This is a genomic window from Wolbachia endosymbiont of Drosophila innubila (assembly GCF_021378375.1).
Lineage (GTDB): Bacteria > Pseudomonadota > Alphaproteobacteria > Rickettsiales > Anaplasmataceae > Wolbachia > Wolbachia pipientis.
In genome coordinates this window covers 371,695-391,689 of sequence record NZ_CP076228.1, presented here as the reverse complement: position 1 = coordinate 391,689, position 19,995 = coordinate 371,695, and the positions used below count along the sequence as shown (strand labels likewise).

16 protein-coding genes and 3 pseudogenes are annotated in these 19,995 nt (G+C 35.1%); 14 read left to right on the top strand and 5 right to left on the bottom strand.

Annotated elements, in window-relative coordinates; all coding sequences use genetic code 11:
- Positions 1 to 22: 22 nt before the first annotated feature.
- The 9 genes and pseudogenes from J4T77_RS01975 (at position 23) to J4T77_RS07480 (ending at position 7,894) form a co-directional block, all read left to right on the top strand.
- Positions 23 to 889, top strand: a complete 867-nt coding sequence (locus J4T77_RS01975) for a 4-(cytidine 5'-diphospho)-2-C-methyl-D-erythritol kinase (RefSeq protein WP_010082535.1) — start codon at positions 23 to 25, stop codon at positions 887 to 889.
- Positions 890 to 892: 3 nt separating this feature from the next.
- A complete protein-coding gene (locus J4T77_RS01970; protein WP_010082536.1) occupies positions 893 to 1,258 on the top strand; it encodes an Mth938-like domain-containing protein in 366 nt (121 codons plus the stop codon).
- 1 nt (position 1,259) lies between these two features.
- Positions 1,260 to 2,060, top strand: coding sequence for a metal ABC transporter permease (locus tag J4T77_RS01965; protein WP_010962536.1), 801 nt, complete (start codon positions 1,260 to 1,262; stop codon positions 2,058 to 2,060).
- Positions 2,061 to 2,191: 131 nt separating this feature from the next.
- Positions 2,192 to 2,377 (top strand): hypothetical protein, encoded by a 186-nt coding sequence (locus tag J4T77_RS01960; protein ID WP_223823074.1) that lies wholly within the window; start codon positions 2,192 to 2,194, stop codon positions 2,375 to 2,377.
- A 1-nt stretch (position 2,378) separates the two neighbouring features.
- Positions 2,379 to 3,371 carry a DNA polymerase III subunit delta gene (gene holA, locus J4T77_RS01955; RefSeq protein WP_010962537.1) on the top strand — a complete coding sequence of 331 codons (993 nt, stop codon included), beginning with the start codon at positions 2,379 to 2,381 and terminating at the stop codon, positions 3,369 to 3,371.
- Positions 3,372 to 3,540: 169 nt separating this feature from the next.
- Positions 3,541 to 4,575: a Fic family protein gene (locus J4T77_RS01950; RefSeq protein ID WP_190321201.1), complete on the top strand. Its 1,035-nt coding sequence runs from the start codon at positions 3,541 to 3,543 to the stop codon at positions 4,573 to 4,575.
- Between the two features lie 624 nt (positions 4,576 to 5,199).
- A complete protein-coding gene (gene dapB / locus J4T77_RS01945; protein WP_010962542.1) occupies positions 5,200 to 5,985 on the top strand; it encodes a 4-hydroxy-tetrahydrodipicolinate reductase in 786 nt (261 codons plus the stop codon).
- Complete coding sequence (gene pstB, locus J4T77_RS01940; RefSeq protein ID WP_006280935.1) at positions 5,982 to 6,740, top strand: phosphate ABC transporter ATP-binding protein PstB; 759 nt, start codon at positions 5,982 to 5,984, stop codon at positions 6,738 to 6,740. Before dapB ends, pstB begins: the two co-directional genes overlap by 4 nt.
- Positions 6,741 to 6,818: 78 nt before the next feature.
- Positions 6,819 to 7,894: pseudogene (locus tag J4T77_RS07480) on the top strand (IS3 family transposase).
- A 136-nt stretch (positions 7,895 to 8,030) separates the two neighbouring features.
- On the opposite strand, the gene prfB reads toward J4T77_RS07480, so the two are convergent.
- Positions 8,031 to 9,135, bottom strand: a protein-coding gene (prfB, locus tag J4T77_RS01915; RefSeq protein WP_141456981.1) for a peptide chain release factor 2 whose coding sequence is annotated in 2 segments (ribosomal slippage) — positions 8,031 to 9,059 and positions 9,061 to 9,135 — 1,104 coding nt in all. Because the reading frame shifts where the segments join, the coding sequence is not laid out codon by codon here.
- A gap of 153 nt (positions 9,136 to 9,288) precedes the next feature.
- Between prfB and mgtE the strand changes: the two genes are divergently transcribed.
- Positions 9,289 to 10,659, top strand: coding sequence for a magnesium transporter (gene mgtE, locus J4T77_RS01910; protein ID WP_233641089.1), 1,371 nt, complete (start codon positions 9,289 to 9,291; stop codon positions 10,657 to 10,659).
- 255 nt (positions 10,660 to 10,914) lie between these two features.
- Here the strand turns inward: mgtE and J4T77_RS01905 are convergent, their stop codons facing one another.
- Both J4T77_RS01905 and J4T77_RS01900 read right to left on the bottom strand, forming a co-directional pair.
- The gene (locus J4T77_RS01905; RefSeq protein ID WP_233641161.1) at positions 10,915 to 11,637 is read right to left on the bottom strand and encodes a potassium transporter TrkG; all 723 of its coding nucleotides are present in this window, start codon (positions 11,635 to 11,637) and stop codon (positions 10,915 to 10,917) included.
- Positions 11,632 to 12,294 (bottom strand): annotated as a pseudogene (locus J4T77_RS01900) (potassium transporter TrkG); the annotation flags it as partial. The pseudogene J4T77_RS01900 and the gene J4T77_RS01905, both read right to left, overlap by 6 nt.
- A gap of 347 nt (positions 12,295 to 12,641) precedes the next feature.
- Between J4T77_RS01900 and J4T77_RS01895 the strand changes: the two are divergent.
- On the top strand, positions 12,642 to 12,899 hold the full coding sequence (locus J4T77_RS01895; RefSeq protein ID WP_223823075.1) for a hypothetical protein: 258 nt from the start codon (positions 12,642 to 12,644) through the stop codon (positions 12,897 to 12,899).
- Positions 12,899 to 13,573, top strand: coding sequence for a hypothetical protein (locus tag J4T77_RS01890; RefSeq protein ID WP_223823076.1), 675 nt, complete (start codon positions 12,899 to 12,901; stop codon positions 13,571 to 13,573). Before J4T77_RS01895 ends, J4T77_RS01890 begins: the two co-directional genes overlap by 1 nt.
- Before the next feature lie 72 nt (positions 13,574 to 13,645).
- Here J4T77_RS01890 and J4T77_RS01885 read toward each other — a convergent pair whose 3' ends face one another.
- Entirely contained in the window at positions 13,646 to 14,662 is a 1,017-nt protein-coding gene (locus J4T77_RS01885) for a substrate-binding domain-containing protein (protein WP_070356802.1), read from the bottom strand.
- 141 nt (positions 14,663 to 14,803) lie between these two features.
- On the opposite strand from J4T77_RS01885, the gene dcd reads away from it, so the two are divergent.
- Positions 14,804 to 15,361 (top strand): dCTP deaminase, encoded by a 558-nt coding sequence (gene dcd, locus J4T77_RS01880; protein WP_233641088.1) that lies wholly within the window; start codon positions 14,804 to 14,806, stop codon positions 15,359 to 15,361.
- On the opposite strand, the gene J4T77_RS01875 is transcribed toward dcd, so the two are convergent.
- The gene (locus tag J4T77_RS01875; protein ID WP_223823077.1) at positions 15,362 to 16,372 is read right to left on the bottom strand and encodes a hypothetical protein; all 1,011 of its coding nucleotides are present in this window, start codon (positions 16,370 to 16,372) and stop codon (positions 15,362 to 15,364) included. It abuts the gene before it with no gap.
- A 281-nt stretch (positions 16,373 to 16,653) separates the two neighbouring features.
- Here J4T77_RS01875 and J4T77_RS01865 point away from each other — a divergent pair.
- Positions 16,654 to 19,989: pseudogene (locus J4T77_RS01865) on the top strand (glycoside hydrolase/phage tail family protein).
- Positions 19,990 to 19,995 lie beyond the last annotated feature (6 nt).

Below are 19,995 nucleotides of genomic sequence, written 5' to 3'. Positions count from 1 at the left end.
ATAGTGTTAGTGAAGATATATAATGAAAAGTTTTTGTGTAAAGGCGCCTGCAAAAATCAATCTTTTTTTGCATGTTGTAGACAAAAAAGAAACAGGGTATCACTTGATTGAAGGTTTATTTGTCTTTGCTAATCTCTCTAATTTTTTGGAAATAAAAGTAGGTGAGAAGGATTCTAGATACGATAACTCTACAGTTGAATTTATAAACTCCGAGTCTAAAATAAATAACCAATATAACACTGTAATGAAAGCGGTTAATCTGCTGCTTAGGCATGCTCCTGTACGCACTAAAGTCACTGTAAAGGTTGTAAAAAACATACCAATTGCTGCAGGACTTGGTAGCGGATCCTCAGATGCTGGAGCTGTGGTACGTACGCTAGGGAAGCTGTGGGAGATTGATAGGACGATTTTAAATGAAATAGCCTTAAACGTTGGTGCTGATGTTCCCGCAAGCGTAGATAGCAAGCCAGTTTTTGTTAGAGGTATTGGCGAAGAATTATGCCACATTAAAAAATTCTCTTTACCTACAAATGTGGTGCTTGTGAAACCGAAAAAAAGGTTTTTGAGTACACCAGAGGTATTTTCCAAACATGAAGGAAAATTTTCTGAGCCAATTAAATGGAGCGATGACGCTGAAAAGGATTTGTTGAAGTTTCTTAAAGAGACGAGAAACGATCTTCAAGAAATAGCAATAAGCTTTGTACCTGAAATTAAGGATGTGATATCAACACTTAAGTCACAAGAAGGCTCTATACTTTCTCGCATGTCAGGCAGTGGTGTATCATGCTTTGGAATATTCGATAGTGAGGAAAATGCAAAAGCTGCTGCAGTTAATATCGGAAAAAAGCAACCAGAATGGTGGGTATGCAACACTCAATTAATAGTTTGACTTATGGATATAACTCCCTTAATTTCCGAGAATAAAAATCTTATAAATGGTTACAGGGAAGGAAAATTTTTGGTAAACAATCAAGAATATTGCGGCTCAATTATAATTTTTCCTGAAAAGGTGATAAAATTGAAAGAAAGTGATATAAACAGCAAGGAGTATTTTGAATCTTTTTTAACAGAGGAAATAGAAATTTTGTTAATAGGTACTGGTAAAACACGCAATATACTAAGTTCTTCAGTGAAGTCCTATCTTATGGAACAAAAAGGTTTAAATTTTGAATTTATGACAACAGGTTCTGCATGCAGAACCCATAATATTCTGATATCCGAAGATAGATTTGTTGTCAGTTATCTAATAGCCATATAGCATGCTTACCCAGGACTTTTTCATCAACAGTCTAGTTGCAGTAGTTGTAATTAGCCTAGTAACAGGCGCTTTAGGATCGTTTATGATATGGCAAAGGTTATCTTATCTTGGTGATAGTTTGTCCCATTCTTCGTTGCTTGGTGTTGCACTTGCTTTAATCTTTAAGATTAGCCCATCGCTTAGCATAATGCTCATTGCAATTACATTTGCTATACTACTTTCTCTTAATTTTAACAGATTATATTCTGCTGATACGATATTGAACATTGTTACCAATGTAGTTTTATCATCGAGTTTAATACTTATGTCTTTTCTTCCATCTGGCAATAATAGTATTATTAGCTCACTGTTTGGTGATATATTAACGCTCGATCAAAGTGATATAGTATTGATTTTTTTAACCTCTGCAGTAGTTACTTTGATATTAATATTTAGATGGCGTTATTGGTTAATGATTTCAATTAATCAAGATTTAGCAGTAGTTGAAAAAATTAATGTTACCTTTGTTAGACTAGAATTTTTAATCACTCTTGCTATATTTATAGCAATTGCTGCCCAATTAATAGGAATATTACTCATTGCTGCATTTTTGCTAATACCAGCAGCATCTGCAAGGCTCATTTCGAAAACTCCAATGCAGATGATTATTGTTGCAACAGTTTTTTCTGTGATCTCTGGGATATCAGGTCTCATGTTATCTGCAAGTTTTGATTTGTTAACTGGACCTGCAATTATACTTGTTGCAGCGGTATATTTAATTATCGCTTATTTTATAAGGCTAGTATTAAGCAGGTTGGCTTAATTTTGATCTCGAATGTTAATAATTTTGTAATATACTCATTATAAAACATCACTATCTTAGCACAAAATAGTTTTTGCTATACTATTATTTATATGCTAATGATAAGTTGTTAATTTTATGGAGTAAGCAATATGAGCGAAGAAGGATTTTTTTCCAAATATATATCTCAACCTGTGAAAAAATTTTATAATTATATTACAGGAAAAACAGAAGAGTCAGATGATGTAGCAGGTGATGTGCATAAAATATTGCACAAGGAGACTCAGAGTCTTTGGATACTCATGTACAGTCAAATGAGAATGATATCATATAGATAGCATGAGGGTCACACCATCCAAAGTTAAAAAATTCCTAGAGAAACCTGATGCTTTACGTGGTGTGTTAATTCATGGAAGTGATAACAGTAGGGTTGATTTTTATGTACAAGAAATAATTGCTAATTTGGGTGAGTATTCAGTTCAGGTGATGGATTTTGCAATAGTGAATAAGTCACCCAGTTTACTGTTTTCTGAATTGGCAAACGTTTCGATGTTTACCAGCAAAAAATTAATTAAGCTGATAAATGTGAGTGGAGGTATATCCAAGGAGTTAAAAAATGTATTGGATTATAACGCAAGTGGTCATTATGTAATGATGGTAGCAAATGATCTTCCATATAATTCTGCGACTAAAAGTTATATGGAGAGTTCAAAAATTTTTGGTGTGATTGCTTGCTATAAGGACAGCAACAGCAATCTTTATGACATTATATCAAGTTACTTAAAACAAAATGATATAAAATGCACAAATGAGATAATCTACCATTTGCAATCTTACTTTAATCATAGCAAGCTGCCTATATGTTCAGAACTTGAGAAGTTAGTTTTATACTTAGGAGAGAGAAAAGACCTAAAACTTACTGATATAGAATTATGCTTTTCAACTTCCGGCAACGACTATGCTACACTTGATGATCTATGCTCTGCCATAGCAAGTAAAGATATGTCGCGTTTCATTAGAATTTCTGATGCATTGATATCGCAAGAAAATTTTTCACCGATAGCACTAATTCGCATTATATCAAATTATTTCCTACGCCTTGAAAACGTTTTGCTGTCAGTGCAAGGTGGAATGAGTGAGCAGGCTGCGATTGATCAGCTAAGCCCTCCATTGTTTTTTAAACAATTGCAGAGTTTTAAATCTCATTTGAAAAGTTTGCAACTTTCAGAACTTAAGAAGATCTTGGAAAAATTGATAAGCTTAGAAGTTACCTGTAAAAAAACTGATTTAGATCATAAAATGATTTTTCAACATGCACTGACAGGTAGCTGACTACTCGGATCCAGCCTTTCTTATAATTTCATCAAAATGTTGTATTTTAACATAAAATAGCTGCTTTTATGCCTACCAAAATTCATTCTTTAGTGTGTGTCTCATAAGTATTCTTTGCTAATAGGATATTTTCGAATATAATTGAATATAACTAGATAAAAATACAGATATGTTTGACATTTCAAAAATTGTAATAACACCTGAAATGTTAAAATTAGTTGCTGAAATTGATGAATTTAAAGGAGCATGGCAATTGTTTGGTAATTTAGCTCCAGAACGTTTACAAATGCTCAAGAAAATTGCAACAATTGAAAGTATTGGTTCTTCTACTCGTATTGAAGGGGCAAGATTATCAGACCGTGAAGTTGAGCAATTACTATCCAAACTTGATACACGCTCATTTCGTTCTCTAGATGAACGAGAAATAGCCGGATATGCGTATGTGTGTGAAGAAGTATTTCAAAACTTTAACAAGATGCCATTTACAGAAAACACTATAAAACAGTTTCACATCTGGCTTTTACAATTTTCATATAAAGATCAAAGGCACATGGGAGAATATAAAAAATTCCCCAATCATGTTGAAGCGTTTGATGAATCTGGAAAAAGCTTGGGCATAGTTTTTGAAACAGCCTCTCCATTTGATACAGCAACACAAATGCAAGAACTTATTTATTGGACTAGCCAGCAATTAGAGGTGAAATCGTTACACCCTCTATTAATTATTGGCATTTTTATAGTTACTTTTTTAGCTATTCATCCCTTCCAGGATGGAAATGGCAGATTATCACGCATTCTCACAACTTTCTTGTTACTAAAGTTAGGGTATATCTATGTACCTTACAGTTCCCTTGAAAGTAATAAGGAGAGTTACTACTTAGCTTTGCGTCGTACTCAACAATCCTTGAAGACGAGCAGCTATGATTTTAATCCATGGCTTATATTCTTTTTAAGGTCACTACAAAAGCAAAAATTTCATCTTGAACAAAAGGTGTCACATGAAAAAGTGTTAAATCTCTACTTACCACCACTTTCTGCTAAAGTATTAGCACTACTCAGCAAACATGGACGTCTTACAATTAAGGATTTGGAAAATATTACTAAAGCAAACTGCAATACCTTAAAGAAGCACGTATCTAATCTCGTAAAGAGTAATCACATCACTCAGCATGGAAAAGGCAAAGCAACCTGGTATGTAATATAGAGCTCAATAGGATATGTATTCATTTTGAATTGTTAAATTATTCAGCTATAGAATATAGATCACAGCTGTACAAACATTGTAGTTTGAGCCCACTAGATCCCAGTGCCCTATTCTTGTCATCCCAGTGCCCAGACACTGGGATCTCATTTTACTTTATAATGATGTCATGAAAGTAGCTGACACTGGGATCCAGAAAACTTAATTTCAACCAAATAATAAAGGCTAGATCCCAGTGTCACGCACTGGGATGACAAAAAAAGGAGCACTGGAATGACAGTAGTCCTACGTCATACCGCGATTCATTCGCGGTATCTTTTAGCATAGATCCCGCTAACAAGTAGCGGGATGACGGTTGTCAGGGTGTCATCCCAGTGCCCAGACACTGGGATCCAGAAAAGTTTGCTTGTAAGCAAGCAAACTAGCATAGAAAAACGTTTTCGATGAGATTGCAGAAAGGCTAGATTCCAGACTGGAATGACATCGTTCACTATGTACCATATTGCAATAGTTGTGGTCAAGGCACTGGGATCTGAAATTGCAGTGTTCGTACAGCTATAGAATATAGATCAGAAGTGACAGAGCTTAAAAAAAGGCCTAACATTCTTAATAAACGTAAAAAGCTTTATGAAAATCAGAGTTGGAGTAATAGGCTGCTTAGGCAGAATGGGCAAAAAAATACTCAATGAATTAATTACAAATACCAAAGTGGAAATAGCAGGTGCTGTTGCCCGTTCAGGTAGTAAGTACATAGATTCAGATATTGGACCAATTATAGCCAATCTAGGAATTAAAGTTACAAGTTCTATTAGTGGCATATTTGAGTCATCTGACGTTGTAATAGATTTTACAACTAAAGAATGTATGTTAGACTGCCTTAAAGCAGCTGTAAAATTTAAAACACCGCTGGTTAGTGGCACAACTGGAATAGAAGGTGTCGATTTGAAAGAATATGCTGCTGAAGTTCCAATATTATGGTCAGCAAATATGAGTGTTGGGGTTAATGTGTTGCTGAAATTGGTAAAAAAAGCTGCTGAGCTTTTAGGTAATGAATATGACGTTGAGATTTGGGAAATGCATCATAACTTAAAAAAGGATTCACCATCTGGAACAGCTATAGAACTTGGCAAAACAATTGCTAACGCTTCAAAAGTGGATTTTCAGTCCAATCAATATTTACATAGTGGTTCAAACATAAGGAAAAAGGGGGGAATAGGTTTTGCAGTATCTCGTGGAGGTGGAGTAATAGGAGATCACAGCGTGATGTTTGTTAATTCTGATGAACGGATAGAACTAAACCACAAAGCAATTGATCGCACAACATTTGCTAGAGGAGCTGTTCAAGCAGCAGTATGGCTATACGAAAATAAAAGAGAAATTCCGGGGCTCTATTCAATGCAGGATGTGATATGAGCAATACACGTGCCTCTGTTAAAGATTTAAATCTCTGGTACGGCTCTAAGCAAGTTTTATTCGATATAAATTTAAATATTTATAAAAGAAAAGTTACTACTTTTATCGGACCATCCGGGTGCGGTAAATCAACATTTTTGCGTTGTTTTAATCGTATGAATGACTATGTACCAGGTTGCAAAACTGTTGGTGAATTAGATATCGATGGGCTGGGTGATATATATTCACGCGATATGGATGTTGTACTACTTAGAGCAAAAGTTGGTATGGTATTTCAAAAGCCAAATCCTTTTCCAAAATCAATATATGATAATGTTGCTTGTGGGCCAAAATTGCATGGTATGGCGAAGGATAAGCAAAAATTGAATGAGATGGTGGAAAATAGTTTAACCAAGGTTGGTTTATGGGAAGAATTGAAGGACAGATTGCAAGATAGCGCACTCAATTTATCCGGTGGCCAACAACAGAGGCTATGCATCGCTCGCGCAATTGCAGTGAAGCCAACTATTTTATTAATGGATGAACCGTGCTCTGCTCTTGATCCAATGGCAACCAATGCAATCGAAAATCTTATACAAGAGCTAAAATTAAGATTTACTATAATTATGGTGACTCATTCAATGAAGCAAGCTAAAAAGTTATCTGATAGTGTAATTTTCTTTCATAATGGCAGAATTGTTGAGTCTGGAAGCACTCAAGAAATATTCGAAAATGCTCAATCTCCCTTAACAAAGGAGTATATCCTGGATCATTAAATTTCTGACCTTACCCAGAAAAAGTGGAGAGAAAGAAAAGAGTTTTTTTGGGTAAAATAAAATTTTGGAGGATTAGAAATGGTAAGAGAATATACAGCAGAATTCAAATTGGAAGCTGTTAAACTGGCAAATGAACAAAGAAAGGTAGGTCAACCAGTTGCAAAAGTAGCAAGAGATCTAGGAATAAGGGATAGTGTATTAGGAAAATGGATAAAGAAACACAACGAAAAAAAGTCGGCGGCAAATGCATTTCCAGATGTAGCACCTTATGACAAAGAGAGGTTTGATTTACAAAGCAAGAGTAACAAGGGAAAGAGACATTAAAAAAAGCCCTGGCCAGTCAAAAGAGTAAAATATTTTTTTTATATAGTAACTGCTATAAAGTACAGGAATTATGTAGGATTTTCTGCTAGTGGCTACTATAAGTGGACCACAAGAAAAATAAGCAGTAGAGAATCAGCAAATAAAGAGCTACTCGCAGCTATTCAAAAAAATATATCAAGTTTCTAAATGTAGATATGGAGCTCTAAAATTCATGCTGAATTGAAGGCTTTGGGTAAAAGTTGCAATTTGAAAACGGTGCAAAGTATTATGCAGAAAAATGACATCAGGGCTATACTGAGAAGAAAGTTTAAAATTAAAAAACAACAAACAGATAATAGAGCTGTAGCTCCCAATATACTAGATCAAAACTTTATTGTTGATCAACCAAATAAAGTATGGGATTACTTACATCAAAACCAAGGAGGGATGGCTATATTTGGCAGCAATAATTCTCACGTATGGTAGTTAATGAGTAGTGCAATAAATAAACAATTGGTTATGAACTCTTTATTAATGGCCATTAATAGGCGTAAACCTGTTAAAAATCTACTGCTGCACAGTGACCAAGGTTCACAATATACTGCGCAAGGGTATCAATATCTCTTAGCTGTAAAGAATATAGATGAGTAATAAAGGCTGTTGTTACGACAATTCTGTTGCAGAAAGCTTCTTTAGCTCATTGAAAAGAGAAATACTTATTGATACTTCACAACACTCTGCTCAACAAACTAGAACTGCAATATTTGAATACATAGAAATTTTTTATAACAAACAACGTCACTATTAACTATTGCATTCCAGAACAATTTGATGCATCATTCTTTTTGTAAAAAACATTCCACACTTTCTCTCCACTTTTTCTGGGTAAGGTCACTTTTCCACTGATCATATTTAATCGCCATAACTTTACTCCTACTTTAACAATATTTTAATTATCATATATTATGGCAAGAAAGTCAACCCTACCTAATTTTGCTTAGTAAGCACACTAACTATGAAACAATCTATATTACCATCAAAAACAGAATTTATATTGCCCACTTCATGTCCGGTTCTTAAATCCTTCACCATTTGATATGGATGCATAACGTACGATCTGATCTGATTGCCCCAGCCTATATCGCATTTTTTACCATATTCTTCAGCCATTTTCTGTTCTTTTTTTTCCAGTTCAATTTGGTATAAACGTCCTTTAAGTAATTTTAACGCCTCATCTTTATTTCTGTGTTGAGAACGACCATTTTGGCATTGAACTACAACACCAGTTGGAATATGCGTAATGCGTACCGCACTTTCAGTCTTGTTCACATGCTGACCGCCTGCTCCGGAAGCACGATAGGTGTCGATCTTTAGATCCTTTTCATCCACAGCAATATCAATTGAATCTTCTATCACTGGAGTTACTCCTACACTTGCAAAACTGGTATGACGTTTACCATTTGCATCAAATGGCGATATTCTAACCAGCCTGTGAATTCCACTTTCACTTTTTGCCCACCCATAAGCTTTTTCTCCAACGATTTTTATCATTGCAGACTTTATACCAACTGACTCTCCTTCTAATTTTTCTACAACTTCAACTTTAAAGTTGTGATAAATTTCTGCCCACCTTATATACATGCGCATCAGCATTTCAGCCCAATCATTGCTCTCGGTTCCGCCAGCTCCTGAGTGGATTTCTAAAAAGCAGTTATTATTATCTGCTTCACCAGTAAATAAGGACTCTGTTTCTTTATACTTGATTAATTTCTCTAGCTTAGCTAATTCATTTTCAACTTCAGAGAAAAATTCTTCATCATTTTCATCAATAGCAGACTTCATTAAGCTGATGGCATCGTTGTAATCGCTTTCCAGCTTTAAAAACGACTCTACGTCATTCTTAATTTTAGAACGTTCTTTTAAAACTTCTTGTGCTTTTTGGTTATCTTGCCATAGGTCATCATTCGACGCTTGGGAGTCAAGCTCTTCAAGACGCAACTTTAATTTTTCTATGTCAAAGACACCTCCTGATAAGAGAAATACTTTTATTTAAGCTTTGAAAGTGTTCAAGAATTTCTGGATAAGTTTTCATTATACTTTAGATTTCAATATATTTACTATCAATAACAATAACAGTAAACAAAATAGAAATTTAACCATATGATAGTTAATTTAAATAATTTCATTATACTTTAATGTTTAAGGAAATCAAGCGCGTATATTTATTAAAAAACAAGGTAAAGTAATGAATATTGAAATAAGTTCCCATTATGGTTTAGACAAAAAGGCTATTGATGACTTAATAGAGTCACTTGATAACGAGGAGCTAGAGAATGTTCGTAATATTGTAAAAACGATAGACAGTGTTCAGTTAGCTTATTTTTTATCTACTTCGATCAGTGATCACAGGGAGAAATTAGTTAATATCCTCGATCAACATTTGTTAAGTGATGCCCTAGTGCATGTAGTGCCAGATTTACAAATAGAGATCATAGAAACATTGGGAATAGAAAATACAGCAAAGTTACTAATGCTCCTTGATGTAGAAGATATAGTAACCATAGTGAAAGATTTAGATAGAAAGTCTGTAGAAAATATACTTTACTATTTGCCCAGCAAAACTCAGAAATCGGTAGAGGAGTTGCTATCATATCCAGAAGAAAGTGCAGGAAGGTTAATACATAAAGATATGGTTATAGCTCCATATTATTGGACAATAAATCAACTGACAGAATTTGTGTGCAACTATAAAAAAATACCAGAAAAATTTCACCAGATATTCATTATCAACTCAAAATTAGAGCCTATAGGCAGTATTAATTTAAATAAGGTAATATCTCACTCAGGAGACACAATAATAAAAGAGATAATGGATCATGACATAAAAATCATTAAAACTGGAATAGACCAAGAGGAAGTAGCAAGAATATTTAAAGATTACTCTCTATTATCGGCTCCGGTAGTAAATAAGAATGGTAAAATTATTGGTGTGATCTTAATTGAAGATGTGATAAAAGTTGTTCAACAAGAAACAGAAGAGGATGTACTCAAAATAAGCGGTGTATCTTCTAAAGCCGATATAAATGCCCCTATACATAAAACTATAATTAAAAGGCTACCTTGGTTACTGTTTAACCTCTTAGCTGCAACAATGTGTTCCATAGTAGTTGGCTTTTTCGATGATGTAATAAAAAGTTTTATAGTGCTGCCAATAATCATGCCGATAATTGCATCAATGAGCGGAAATGCAGGATCCCAAACAGTAACGCTAACCATCCGGGCAATCGCAACAAAATATCTAACTGAGCAAAATGCAAAAAGAATACTGATGAAAGAATTTTTAATAGGTCTTATAAACGGGGTGATCTTATCTACTATTTCATTAGTAGTGTTAGCAATAAGGTTTCACAACTTCAAAGTGGAGATGATTTTTGTGGTCTCCATGATTATGATGTCAATTATTGCAACGTTCATCGGAACTTTCATTCCTATAATGCTTCATCGCTTAAAGTCTGACCCTGCCGTTTCTTCTTCAATCCTAACATCGGCAACAACTGATATTCTCTCAGCTTTTATATTTCTTGGTTTAGCTACGATCTTTTTATTAAATAGCTAATACTATCTATAGCTATACCGCCGCGAACCGTCATGCCGCGATTCATTCGCGGTATCTCTTAGCATAGATCCCGCTAACAAGTAGCGGGATGACGAGAAAGGGGCTACTTGGATGACATTCTTCTTGGTGTGCCCAAATCACAATGTTCGTACATCTGTGGATTTATTCGCGGTATAGATATCGCTAACGAGTAGCGGAATGACGGTTTTTCAAATTGTCGTAAGTCAGTTTAGCTATAATATCAAGTTTCACCAACTATTTCTCTCTATTAAATAAGAATAAATTACCTATACAAAAATAGATTGGCAATATTTCAAGTCTGCCAAGCAGCATTAAAAACGATAGAAATAATTTTACTTCATTACTGAAAGAAGAATAGTGACCTGAAGGACCTATTAAGTTGCTGAACCCTGGACCAGAGTTTGTAAGCGTTGCAGAGACTGAACTGACGCTAGTTATAAAGTCTGCATTGCTTAAGTAAGACATCACTATTGATGAAATGGTAAACGTTAACATGAAAATTGCAAAAAATATAAAGACAGAGTGAATTTCATCATTCTCCAGGGTTTTTCCATTGAATTTTACTCCATTGTCTGCATCAGGGTTTAATAAAAGGTAAAAGTAATTTCTTATAGACCTTAAAAGAACAATCAAGCGGAAGATTTTGACACCACCACTTGAAGAACCACTACATCCACCAACAAAGGTGAGAAAAAAAGCTAAGACTGAAATGAAACTCCAATCTATATGATTACAGATTGCATAACCAGTTGACGTAATCAAGGAAGTGATGGTAAATGTGCTGCATCTAAATGATAATGACACTCCTAAATCAACATTTTTATACAACCAAAAACAAGCAAATAAAGATGAGATAGTAGCTATCTTAACAAAGTAAGAGACCTGTTCATCATAGCAAATGTCTAACCGTCTTATAATTTTTAAATAGCTAAGAAAAGGCAGAGAACCCAAAATCATAAAAATGATCGTTATGACTTCTAACATAGGGTTATTATAGTGCCCTATAGAATCATTATAGTTAGCAAATCCACCAGTTGATACAGAGGACATTCCGTGGCATATTGCATCAAACAGTGGCATACCAGCTAGATAATAGGAAAATATACATAACAAAATTAAGCCATAATATATTGCCGTAACATGAATCACTACGCTTCGCGTATTCGGCAACTTCCTTTTGGTAGCATCTGAATACTCAGAATAAAGTAAATTATTTAGGCTGAGAACCTAAAACATAGGAAAAACTGCAATTCCTAAAGTGATTACACCAAAACCCCCCATGCCATGTAGCATTGCTCTCCATAGCAGTATTCCTGGAGATTGTTTTTCAATATCATTAAATATAGTTGCTCCTGTGGTTGTGATGCCAGATATCGTTTCAAACAATGCATCAACATAGCTCAGATTATCAAAATAGAAAGGAATAGCTGCAAACAGAGACAAGGCAATCCAGGTGCAACTAGTAATCGCAAAAATTGCTGGCATTCCATGCAATCTACTTAATTTACCGAGTAAAATAAAAATTGCGCCAGATGTGCAGGTAATTATGAATCCAGCGAGGAAATTTTTCCATTTGTAACTGAGACATTTATTAGTAATAGCAGGAATAAGCATTGCTAAGCTAAACAGCAATAGGAATATTCCCACAATAAATACAATTGAACGCAAATTTTGTAAACGTTGATGATTTTTCATAGAATTACTTCCTCGCTATACAAAGCCATAAAAGCTACTCTAACGTCAAGCATTTTGTTGGCCTTTATTAACAGTTATTAACAATATACTTGATTTACTTGTAAATATGTGTGATAATTAAATTTTTATTAGAGGTAAGATATGGTTGAATTAACTGATATACAAAAAAAATTCGAGCTTCATTAATTATAGCAATTAGCAATAACTACCCTCAAAAGGTCCAGGGCATATTCGACAATAATGAATGTGATAATATACAAGCAGTTTTGAACCACGAGGGGATTGGGGCTGGTTACAAAGATAATTTTTTAGATTTTGCTATTATTGGTCTTGACGCTGGAGTTAAAGTTCAAGGAGAAATTGGAGAAAACGTAGAGATCATTAAACAAATTTGGAAAGTTGCTAATCAGAAAACTCGTGATTTTGTGTGTTGTCGTGCAATAGAGAGTTTTCGAGGATTTGGCCTTTATAACATACCTGCTCTTAAAACAGTTATTCAAGAAATAGAAGAGCACAAGAGGTAATGGATCTTGATATGGCACTAAGGCGTGCAATAAGAAGTCTTAATGTTGATCAAGTTAAAACAGCACTAGAGAATTGCGGTGAAGATGTAGAAAGTGTTTTGACGCGAAATGTATATTGGAGTGATGCTACTGATATTGATTGCTTGTTAATTTATCCTCTGATGGTTGACTATGAAAGAAATCTTGGCAAAGAAGAATTTGAAAAGATAAAAGAGATCACTAAACTTCTTTGGGATAAAGCTTCCCCTGATGTTCGTAACTTCTGGCTTGAAGACCACATGGTTAATAGAGAAGGTCAAAATACAGAAGATAACTATATAATAGGTTCTCTTGAAAAGCAACAAAAAGAGTATGCTAATATAGCTGGTGAGGGATGGCTTGAAGACTTTATTCAAGAAGTTAAGGGTTATAAAAAGGACAGAGAAATAAAGCTTAATGAATACAAAGGGAAGATCGCTCTAGGCGTTGTTGGACTATGCGTAGTTGGTGCTATTGCAGCCTATGTGCTGGCATATCCTGTAGTTGCATTAGTTTTAGAAGTTTCAGCAGTTTCAGCATTGGCTGTACTAGCTTATATTGGAGGAGTTTGTGAGAAATCAGAAAGTCCAAATACGAAAAGTTTGAACCCGGTTGTTTCTGGGTGTTGCAACAACGCAGAACTGCCTAATCAGTAATCCATTGTCATCCCAGCGCGCCGCGCTGGGTCTGACTACGCTAGAACAAAGAATATAAAAGAAACGTTGCCGTCACGTTATATCATAAACCTTTGCTGAAGCTTTCTTTATATCTTCACTTGAAAGTGGAATTAGACCAAGCCTAGATAGGTACCCATCTTCAATGCCGATCGAATCTATAATTTCTTTTACGAATTCTCTTAATCCATCAACAGTATCCAAGTGTTCCCTCTTTATGTAAAGGTATAGAGGTCTTGCTAATATATATTTTCCCGATGATATATTTTCGTAAGTTGGCTCAATTCCTGCAATTGTGCTCCCTTGTATTTTATCTTGATTCCTCATTAAAAAGCTGAAACTAAATATCCCTAAGGCGTTCTTGTTACTTTTCAATTTTTGTATTATTATATTTTCATTAATTCCAACTTCTATATACCTTCCGTCATCCCTTATATTACCACATGCTTTCTTTCTTTCTTCCTGATCTTTATAATTCTCTTTGAAAATTCTCGAGTTCATGCATGAATATTGATCAAGCATAATAGAATTAACCAAAGTTTCGTATGTACCTGTATTTTGATGTGGACCATAAATTTCAATTTCTGTTTTTGGTAAGGCTTGATTGACATTAGACCAAAACTTCTTATTATTTTTTACTAATTTATCATTTTCTTGAGAATATGCAGATAAAGTTTCAAATAAGTCCTTCTTTGTGAAATCAAATCTATGGCTTTGATTTGAATTTGCAATGACAACTCCATCATAGCCAATGATGATTTCTATCACTTCATTAATTTTATTCCTTTTACATAGTTCTCTTTCTACTTCCTTCATAGGGCGAGATGAAGTGGTGATGTCTGGAGTGTCTTCCCCTATTCCTGAGCAAAACATTTTGAATCCTGATCCACTTCCTATCGATTCCACAACTGGAGTCTTAAAGGAGAATACACGGTTGAACTCTTCGGCTATAAACGAGATAAAAGGAAAAACAGTTGAAGATCCAACAATTCTGATGTATTTCCTGGCATCAGCATTTGATAGCGGCGTGAATAATACGAATACAAAAATCAGGAGAAAGTTTCTAAGCATTATTTTTAGTTAAGAACATAAATCTAATTATTGTAATAAAAAATCAAACTGAAAAGCTTTAATTGCATGACAAAAGCTACAGTTTACATTTAAATTTTATTTTATATTATTGTAAGTATTACACAACTTTAAGGGGCAATTATGCCAGTTATGCCAGATAAATGGATAAGAGAAAAAGCTGAAAATTTTGGAATGATAGAACCTTTTGTGAACCACAAAAGCAGCAAAGGTGTTATATCTTTCGGACTATCATCTTATGGTTACGATGCAAGAGTGGATAATAAATTTAAAATTTTTACTAACGTTAATTCAGCCATCGTGGACCCTAAAAATTTTTCTGAGAATAGCTTCATAGATAAGGAAACAGACGTATGTATAATTCCACCAAATAGCTTTGTGCTTGCAAGTACAGTGGAATATTTTCGTATACCAAGGAATGTACTGGTCATTTGTGTTGGTAAATCAACTTACGCAAGATGTGGAATTATAGTAAACGTTACTCCCTTAGAACCTGGATGGGAAGGTCATGTCACACTCGAATTCTCAAACACCACTCCACTTCCTGCGAAAATTTACGCTAATGAAGGCGCATGCCAATTCGTATTTTTAAGCGGCGAAAGTGAATGCGAGAAATCATATGATGATATGAAAGGAAAATATATGAATCAGCATGGTATTACTTTGCCGCTGGTGAAATAATTACTGCTTTCGTTGTGAGCTACCAAACTGCTCTATAGACAATATTCCACTATCACCAGATAGCAAAGTTTGCGCTGATTCACTTTGCTTAAGATGTTTAATTGCTTGCTTTTTGTCAGTTCCAGTGCGCATACTGCAGCCAAGTTGGAAATCTATTCCATTTTCAACAATGTTACATGAAAGCTTCATAGCAGTAGCGAAACCTTCTTGTTTATTAGTAGCATTTCCGGTAACAACACCACAAGCAGTGAAGTTACGATCATTTCCAACTGCTCGCATCATCATTCCACCATCTCGTATACCATCATTATTTATATCCTTTGCTATAACAGTCTGGTCTACAAATCGCGTATTACCCACTTCTCGAGATATTACTTCTACAGTCGGTTGATTATGTAGTTGACCATTACTTACTAATGCTTGATTATATGCTGAATGGTGTTGTTCTGAATTACTTTGACTATTACTCCTTAGTTCATTTTGCTCGTGCTCTTCATTATTTTGATGTTGGTCAGTTCCTAATATGCTAGCTTCTTTTTCAACACGCTCATTGTATTCTTTATCATTACTTATCTCAACTTTATTTACTGGTTGACCTTGACTGTTTTTTATGTCTTTTTGACTAAACATGTCTTTATTAATGTAATAAAAAATAAGACCAGGTATCAGTGAAATTATTAGATTTAATACAATGCACGGAATTAAAACCACGGTAGCAGCTATATAGATTAGAGAGCTAACTATAAACTTTATTACTTTAGATAATTTAGAATCATCTTTTTGAACATTAACAGCATTCAAAAAAAGCATAGTTAAGCTAAGAGATAATGCTGTTATAGCAGTAGGCACGATGATTGGAACAAGTAAAAAAGCATTGATTAATTTTTTTCCAGAACTAGTTGGTTTAGTGCTATTATTCAGTGATGTAAGATAGTTTTGACCAACATTAGTAATCCATTTTGTACCAGACAAGACTCTTTTACTATTTTCTTCCGACCTTTCAAATTTCATTAGCACCCCCAGATTATAATACTAAATTGTACTAAAAATTAATATAAAATCAACATAAATTTTTCACTTCCGCACTTTTTCATTGTTGCTTACAATAACTATAGCTACACGGTTTACTTGTGTGCTTTTCTTAATTAAAAACTTCAACTATCCATTGTAAGCTGCTGAATTTCTTATCATAGTATCTGTCATCCCAGTACCACTTTCTTGTCATCCAAGTAGCGTGATACTTGGATCTTCTCTCAACAATTTCAAAAAAATCTATCAAAAGGAGGATTACCATGTCTACAATAATTTTATCATCAATTTTTGGTCAAGCAGGCAGCATTTTTGGTCCAATTGGCCGGATTATCGGCTCAGAACTCGGTGCTCTTCTTGGTGCACAGCTAGATGGGGCAATGTTCGGCCTTGATGCCGAGCAAAAAGTAACGCATGGTGCGAGACTAAAAAATCTGCAAGTTCAAACCTCAACCTACGGCAGAACGATTCCAATTATCTATGGCACTGCTCGTGTTGCAGGGAACATTATTTGGTCACAGCCAATAAAAGAAGAGGCGATAACCACCAAAAGCAAAATTGGAAGAGGTATGAACGTTACATATAATTACTACGCAACGCTTGCAATTGCGATCTGCAAGGGGAAAGTAGAAAAATTAAACAGAATCTGGGCAGATACAACATCACTTAGCTTTGATGAAATAGATTATACTTTTTACAGCGGCAGAGAAGACCAAAATCCTGATCCATTTATGTCATCAATTGAAGGAGAGGGGAATGTGCCGGCTTATAGGGAAATATCTTACATAGTCATCAAGAATTTTCCTTTAGCAGACTATAACAATCGCGTCCCGATATTTACATTTGAAGTGCGAACTGCATTAAAGCCCGTTGGGTTTTCAATAGCGGAAAATATTCGGAATATCAATATCATACCAGGTTCAGGTGAGTTTGTATATGATACAAAAATACAGAAGAAAATCGCGCAAGAGAAAATAAGCAGCAACCAATATATCCCATATGGGCTGGCGCAAAGGGTAAATCACAACAACCACACTAAAAAGAGCGATGCAATGCTTTCTTTGGATCAATTAAAAGAAGATTTGCCAAATGTTGAGTTGGTGTCGGTGGTAGTCAATTGGTTTGTGAATGATCTGAACATTAAAGATTGTAAAATATATCTTGCAGTTGAATTTCAAGATGATTCCGCAATATTACCTGATGATTGGCAAGTAGGGGGTGTAACCAGAGATAATGCTCAGCTAATTTCAAAAGATGCGAGTGGAAACCCAAGGTATGGTGGCACAGTTAGTGATGCAGCGTTGATAAGATATATAGAAGAGCTACACAGCAGAGGCTACAAGGTGATGCTCTATCCAATGCCCTTACTTGACACAAAGAACAAAGAGTAGCGAGGAAAATTGAGCGGGACCCCTGGGGATATAAGTGATTTTTTTGAGAATCAATATAACAAATTTATAGAGCATTATGCAAGCATTGCCAAACAAACTAAAGTGGAAGGGTTTATCATCGGATCTGAATTTGCGCAACTTACCAAAATCAGGGATGAACAAGGGAATTACCCTGCCGTTATAGAGCTAGTTAAGCTTGCAAAGCGAATAAAACTTCAGCTTGGAAAAGAAGTAACGGTAACTTACGCTGCTGATTGGAGTGAATACCATTCATATGATGGTTGGTATAATATGGATGAGCTTTGGTCTTCAGAGTACATCGACGTTATTGGCATAGATGCTTATTTTCCACTGACTGATGGTCCAGAGCCTCCTTTTGGTTATTCCGCGGAAGATGTAATGGGTGGTTGGAGCAGTGGAGTGGGGTATGATTATTTCTATGATTACTCAAAGAGTGAACCTGAAAAAGTAAAGTATAACGACAGCAGGTATGCGTGGAAAAATATAGAGAAATGGTGGAGTGAAACTCACATAAACCCCAGTGGTAGTAAAACGAAATGGCAACCAAAAATGAAAAAAATATGGTTTACTGAGTATGGATTTCCCAGTATGAACGGCTGCACTAATGAGCCAAATGTGTTTGTTGATAAAGGCAGCATAGAGAGCAAATATCCACGATATTCAAACGGAGAGGTGAGCTTTCTTTCGCAAAAAATTGCAATTGAAGGAACGCTAAAGAAGTGGCAAAGCTCGGAAATGGTAGAAAAAATGTTTCTCTGGGCATGGGATGCAAGGCCATTTCCTTATTTCCCCAATTTGTGTGATATGTGGACTGACTGCCATAATTGGCAGACAGGACATTGGATTCAGGGAAAGCTTTCACAGCTTAATATTTCCGATGTTTTATCGGATCTATTACAAAAAGCAGGTTTAAAAAGCGATCAGTTCGATACGAGTGATGTTAAAGAATTATTGTCTGGATATGTAATAAATGACCAGCAATCGGTACGTTCAATTATTAAAATGCTGCAAAATTGCTATTTTTTTGATGTGGTTGAACAGGACTCTAAACTGAAATTTGTCCAAAAGGGCAGGGGAGTTACGACTGAAATACCAATTGGTGAAACGGTTTTCAGTAACAATTCAAAACTTGCTAATATCAGTCAATTAGATTTAAACAATAAAGTTAACGTCGTTTATTTTAATCGCAATTTTGGCTATCCAATTGATGTTAAATATGCTGAGTTGCCAAAGCAAGGCGCTGCTATAACAGTTGAAATACCGCTCATTATGGAGGAGGGAGAGGCGCAAAATATCGCTGAGGTTTTACTTTATTCTTCGTGGCAAGAGAGAAATATATACAATTTCAAGCTACCGATAAAATATGCGTGGCTTGTGCCAAGTGATGTAATAACGATTTTAGACAGTGAGAAAAAACATACGGTGAGAATTATAAAAACGAAATTTGAAAGCATGTCCATTCAAGTAATTGGCGTTGGTTATGATCACTCTATATATAAGCTTTCTTTTCCTTCAACAAGGTCACTTATGCTGAAGGAATACCCTCCTTCTCATATCAGCAAAACCATCGTAGAAATGATAGATTTACCGGATATTAAAGGTAATAGTGCAAGCTTTACTTTAATTAGTGAGGAAAAGAATTGGAAAGGAGCAACACTCTTTATTTCGTACAACGATAAGGATTATAAGCCTATCGCAAACACAAACAAGCAGTCTACTTACGGATATGTAATGGAATCTACCGACGAGGGGCTTATAGTAGTGTTACGTTTTGGTGTATTGAGTTCTTCATATAACCATTATTTAAGTGATGGTGTCATTCCAGCGCTTGACCATATTTCTCCTGGATCCCAGTGTCTGGGCACTGGGATGACAGAAGAGGGTTTTACAAGCACTAATGTTAGTACTATAAATGTAAGCAATTTAGCACTGGTTGGAAAAGAGATAGTAAAATTTCAGAGTGCCGAACTTATAGATAAAAATAAATATAAGCTTAGCAACCTAATTAGAGGGCAAGAGGGCACCAAAGAGTATCAGCACACCGCAGGTGAAAAATTTACTCTGCTTGATGATTCAGTAATATCTTTCGAAGTGCAAAGGGGAAAAAAGTTTTACCTAAAAGCAGTGACTTACGGTGACTCGCTGGAAAATACGGAAGTGAAAGTGATAAATTCATTTAGTAATTGAAATTTA

Excerpts from the sequence above, each read along its gene's own strand:
- J4T77_RS01975 (WP_010082535.1), top strand. The coding sequence starts at position 23 with ATGAAAAGTTTTTGTGTAAAGGCGCCTGCAAAAATCAATCTTTTTTTG.
- J4T77_RS01970 (WP_010082536.1), top strand. The coding sequence starts at position 893 with ATGGATATAACTCCCTTAATTTCCGAGAATAAAAATCTTATAAATGGT.
- J4T77_RS01965 (WP_010962536.1), top strand. The coding sequence starts at position 1,260 with ATGCTTACCCAGGACTTTTTCATCAACAGTCTAGTTGCAGTAGTTGTA.
- J4T77_RS01960 (WP_223823074.1), top strand. The coding sequence starts at position 2,192 with ATGAGCGAAGAAGGATTTTTTTCCAAATATATATCTCAACCTGTGAAA.
- holA (WP_010962537.1), top strand. The coding sequence starts at position 2,379 with ATGAGGGTCACACCATCCAAAGTTAAAAAATTCCTAGAGAAACCTGAT.
- J4T77_RS01950 (WP_190321201.1), top strand. The coding sequence starts at position 3,541 with ATGTTTGACATTTCAAAAATTGTAATAACACCTGAAATGTTAAAATTA.
- dapB (WP_010962542.1), top strand. The coding sequence starts at position 5,200 with ATGAAAATCAGAGTTGGAGTAATAGGCTGCTTAGGCAGAATGGGCAAA.
- pstB (WP_006280935.1), top strand. The coding sequence starts at position 5,982 with ATGAGCAATACACGTGCCTCTGTTAAAGATTTAAATCTCTGGTACGGC.
- mgtE (WP_233641089.1), top strand. The coding sequence starts at position 9,289 with ATGAATATTGAAATAAGTTCCCATTATGGTTTAGACAAAAAGGCTATT.
- J4T77_RS01905 (WP_233641161.1), bottom strand. The coding sequence starts at position 11,637 with ATGATTTTGGGTTCTCTGCCTTTTCTTAGCTATTTAAAAATTATAAGA.
- J4T77_RS01890 (WP_223823076.1), top strand. The coding sequence starts at position 12,899 with ATGGATCTTGATATGGCACTAAGGCGTGCAATAAGAAGTCTTAATGTT.
- J4T77_RS01885 (WP_070356802.1), bottom strand. The coding sequence starts at position 14,662 with ATGCTTAGAAACTTTCTCCTGATTTTTGTATTCGTATTATTCACGCCG.
- dcd (WP_233641088.1), top strand. The coding sequence starts at position 14,804 with ATGCCAGTTATGCCAGATAAATGGATAAGAGAAAAAGCTGAAAATTTT.
- J4T77_RS01875 (WP_223823077.1), bottom strand. The coding sequence starts at position 16,372 with ATGAAATTTGAAAGGTCGGAAGAAAATAGTAAAAGAGTCTTGTCTGGT.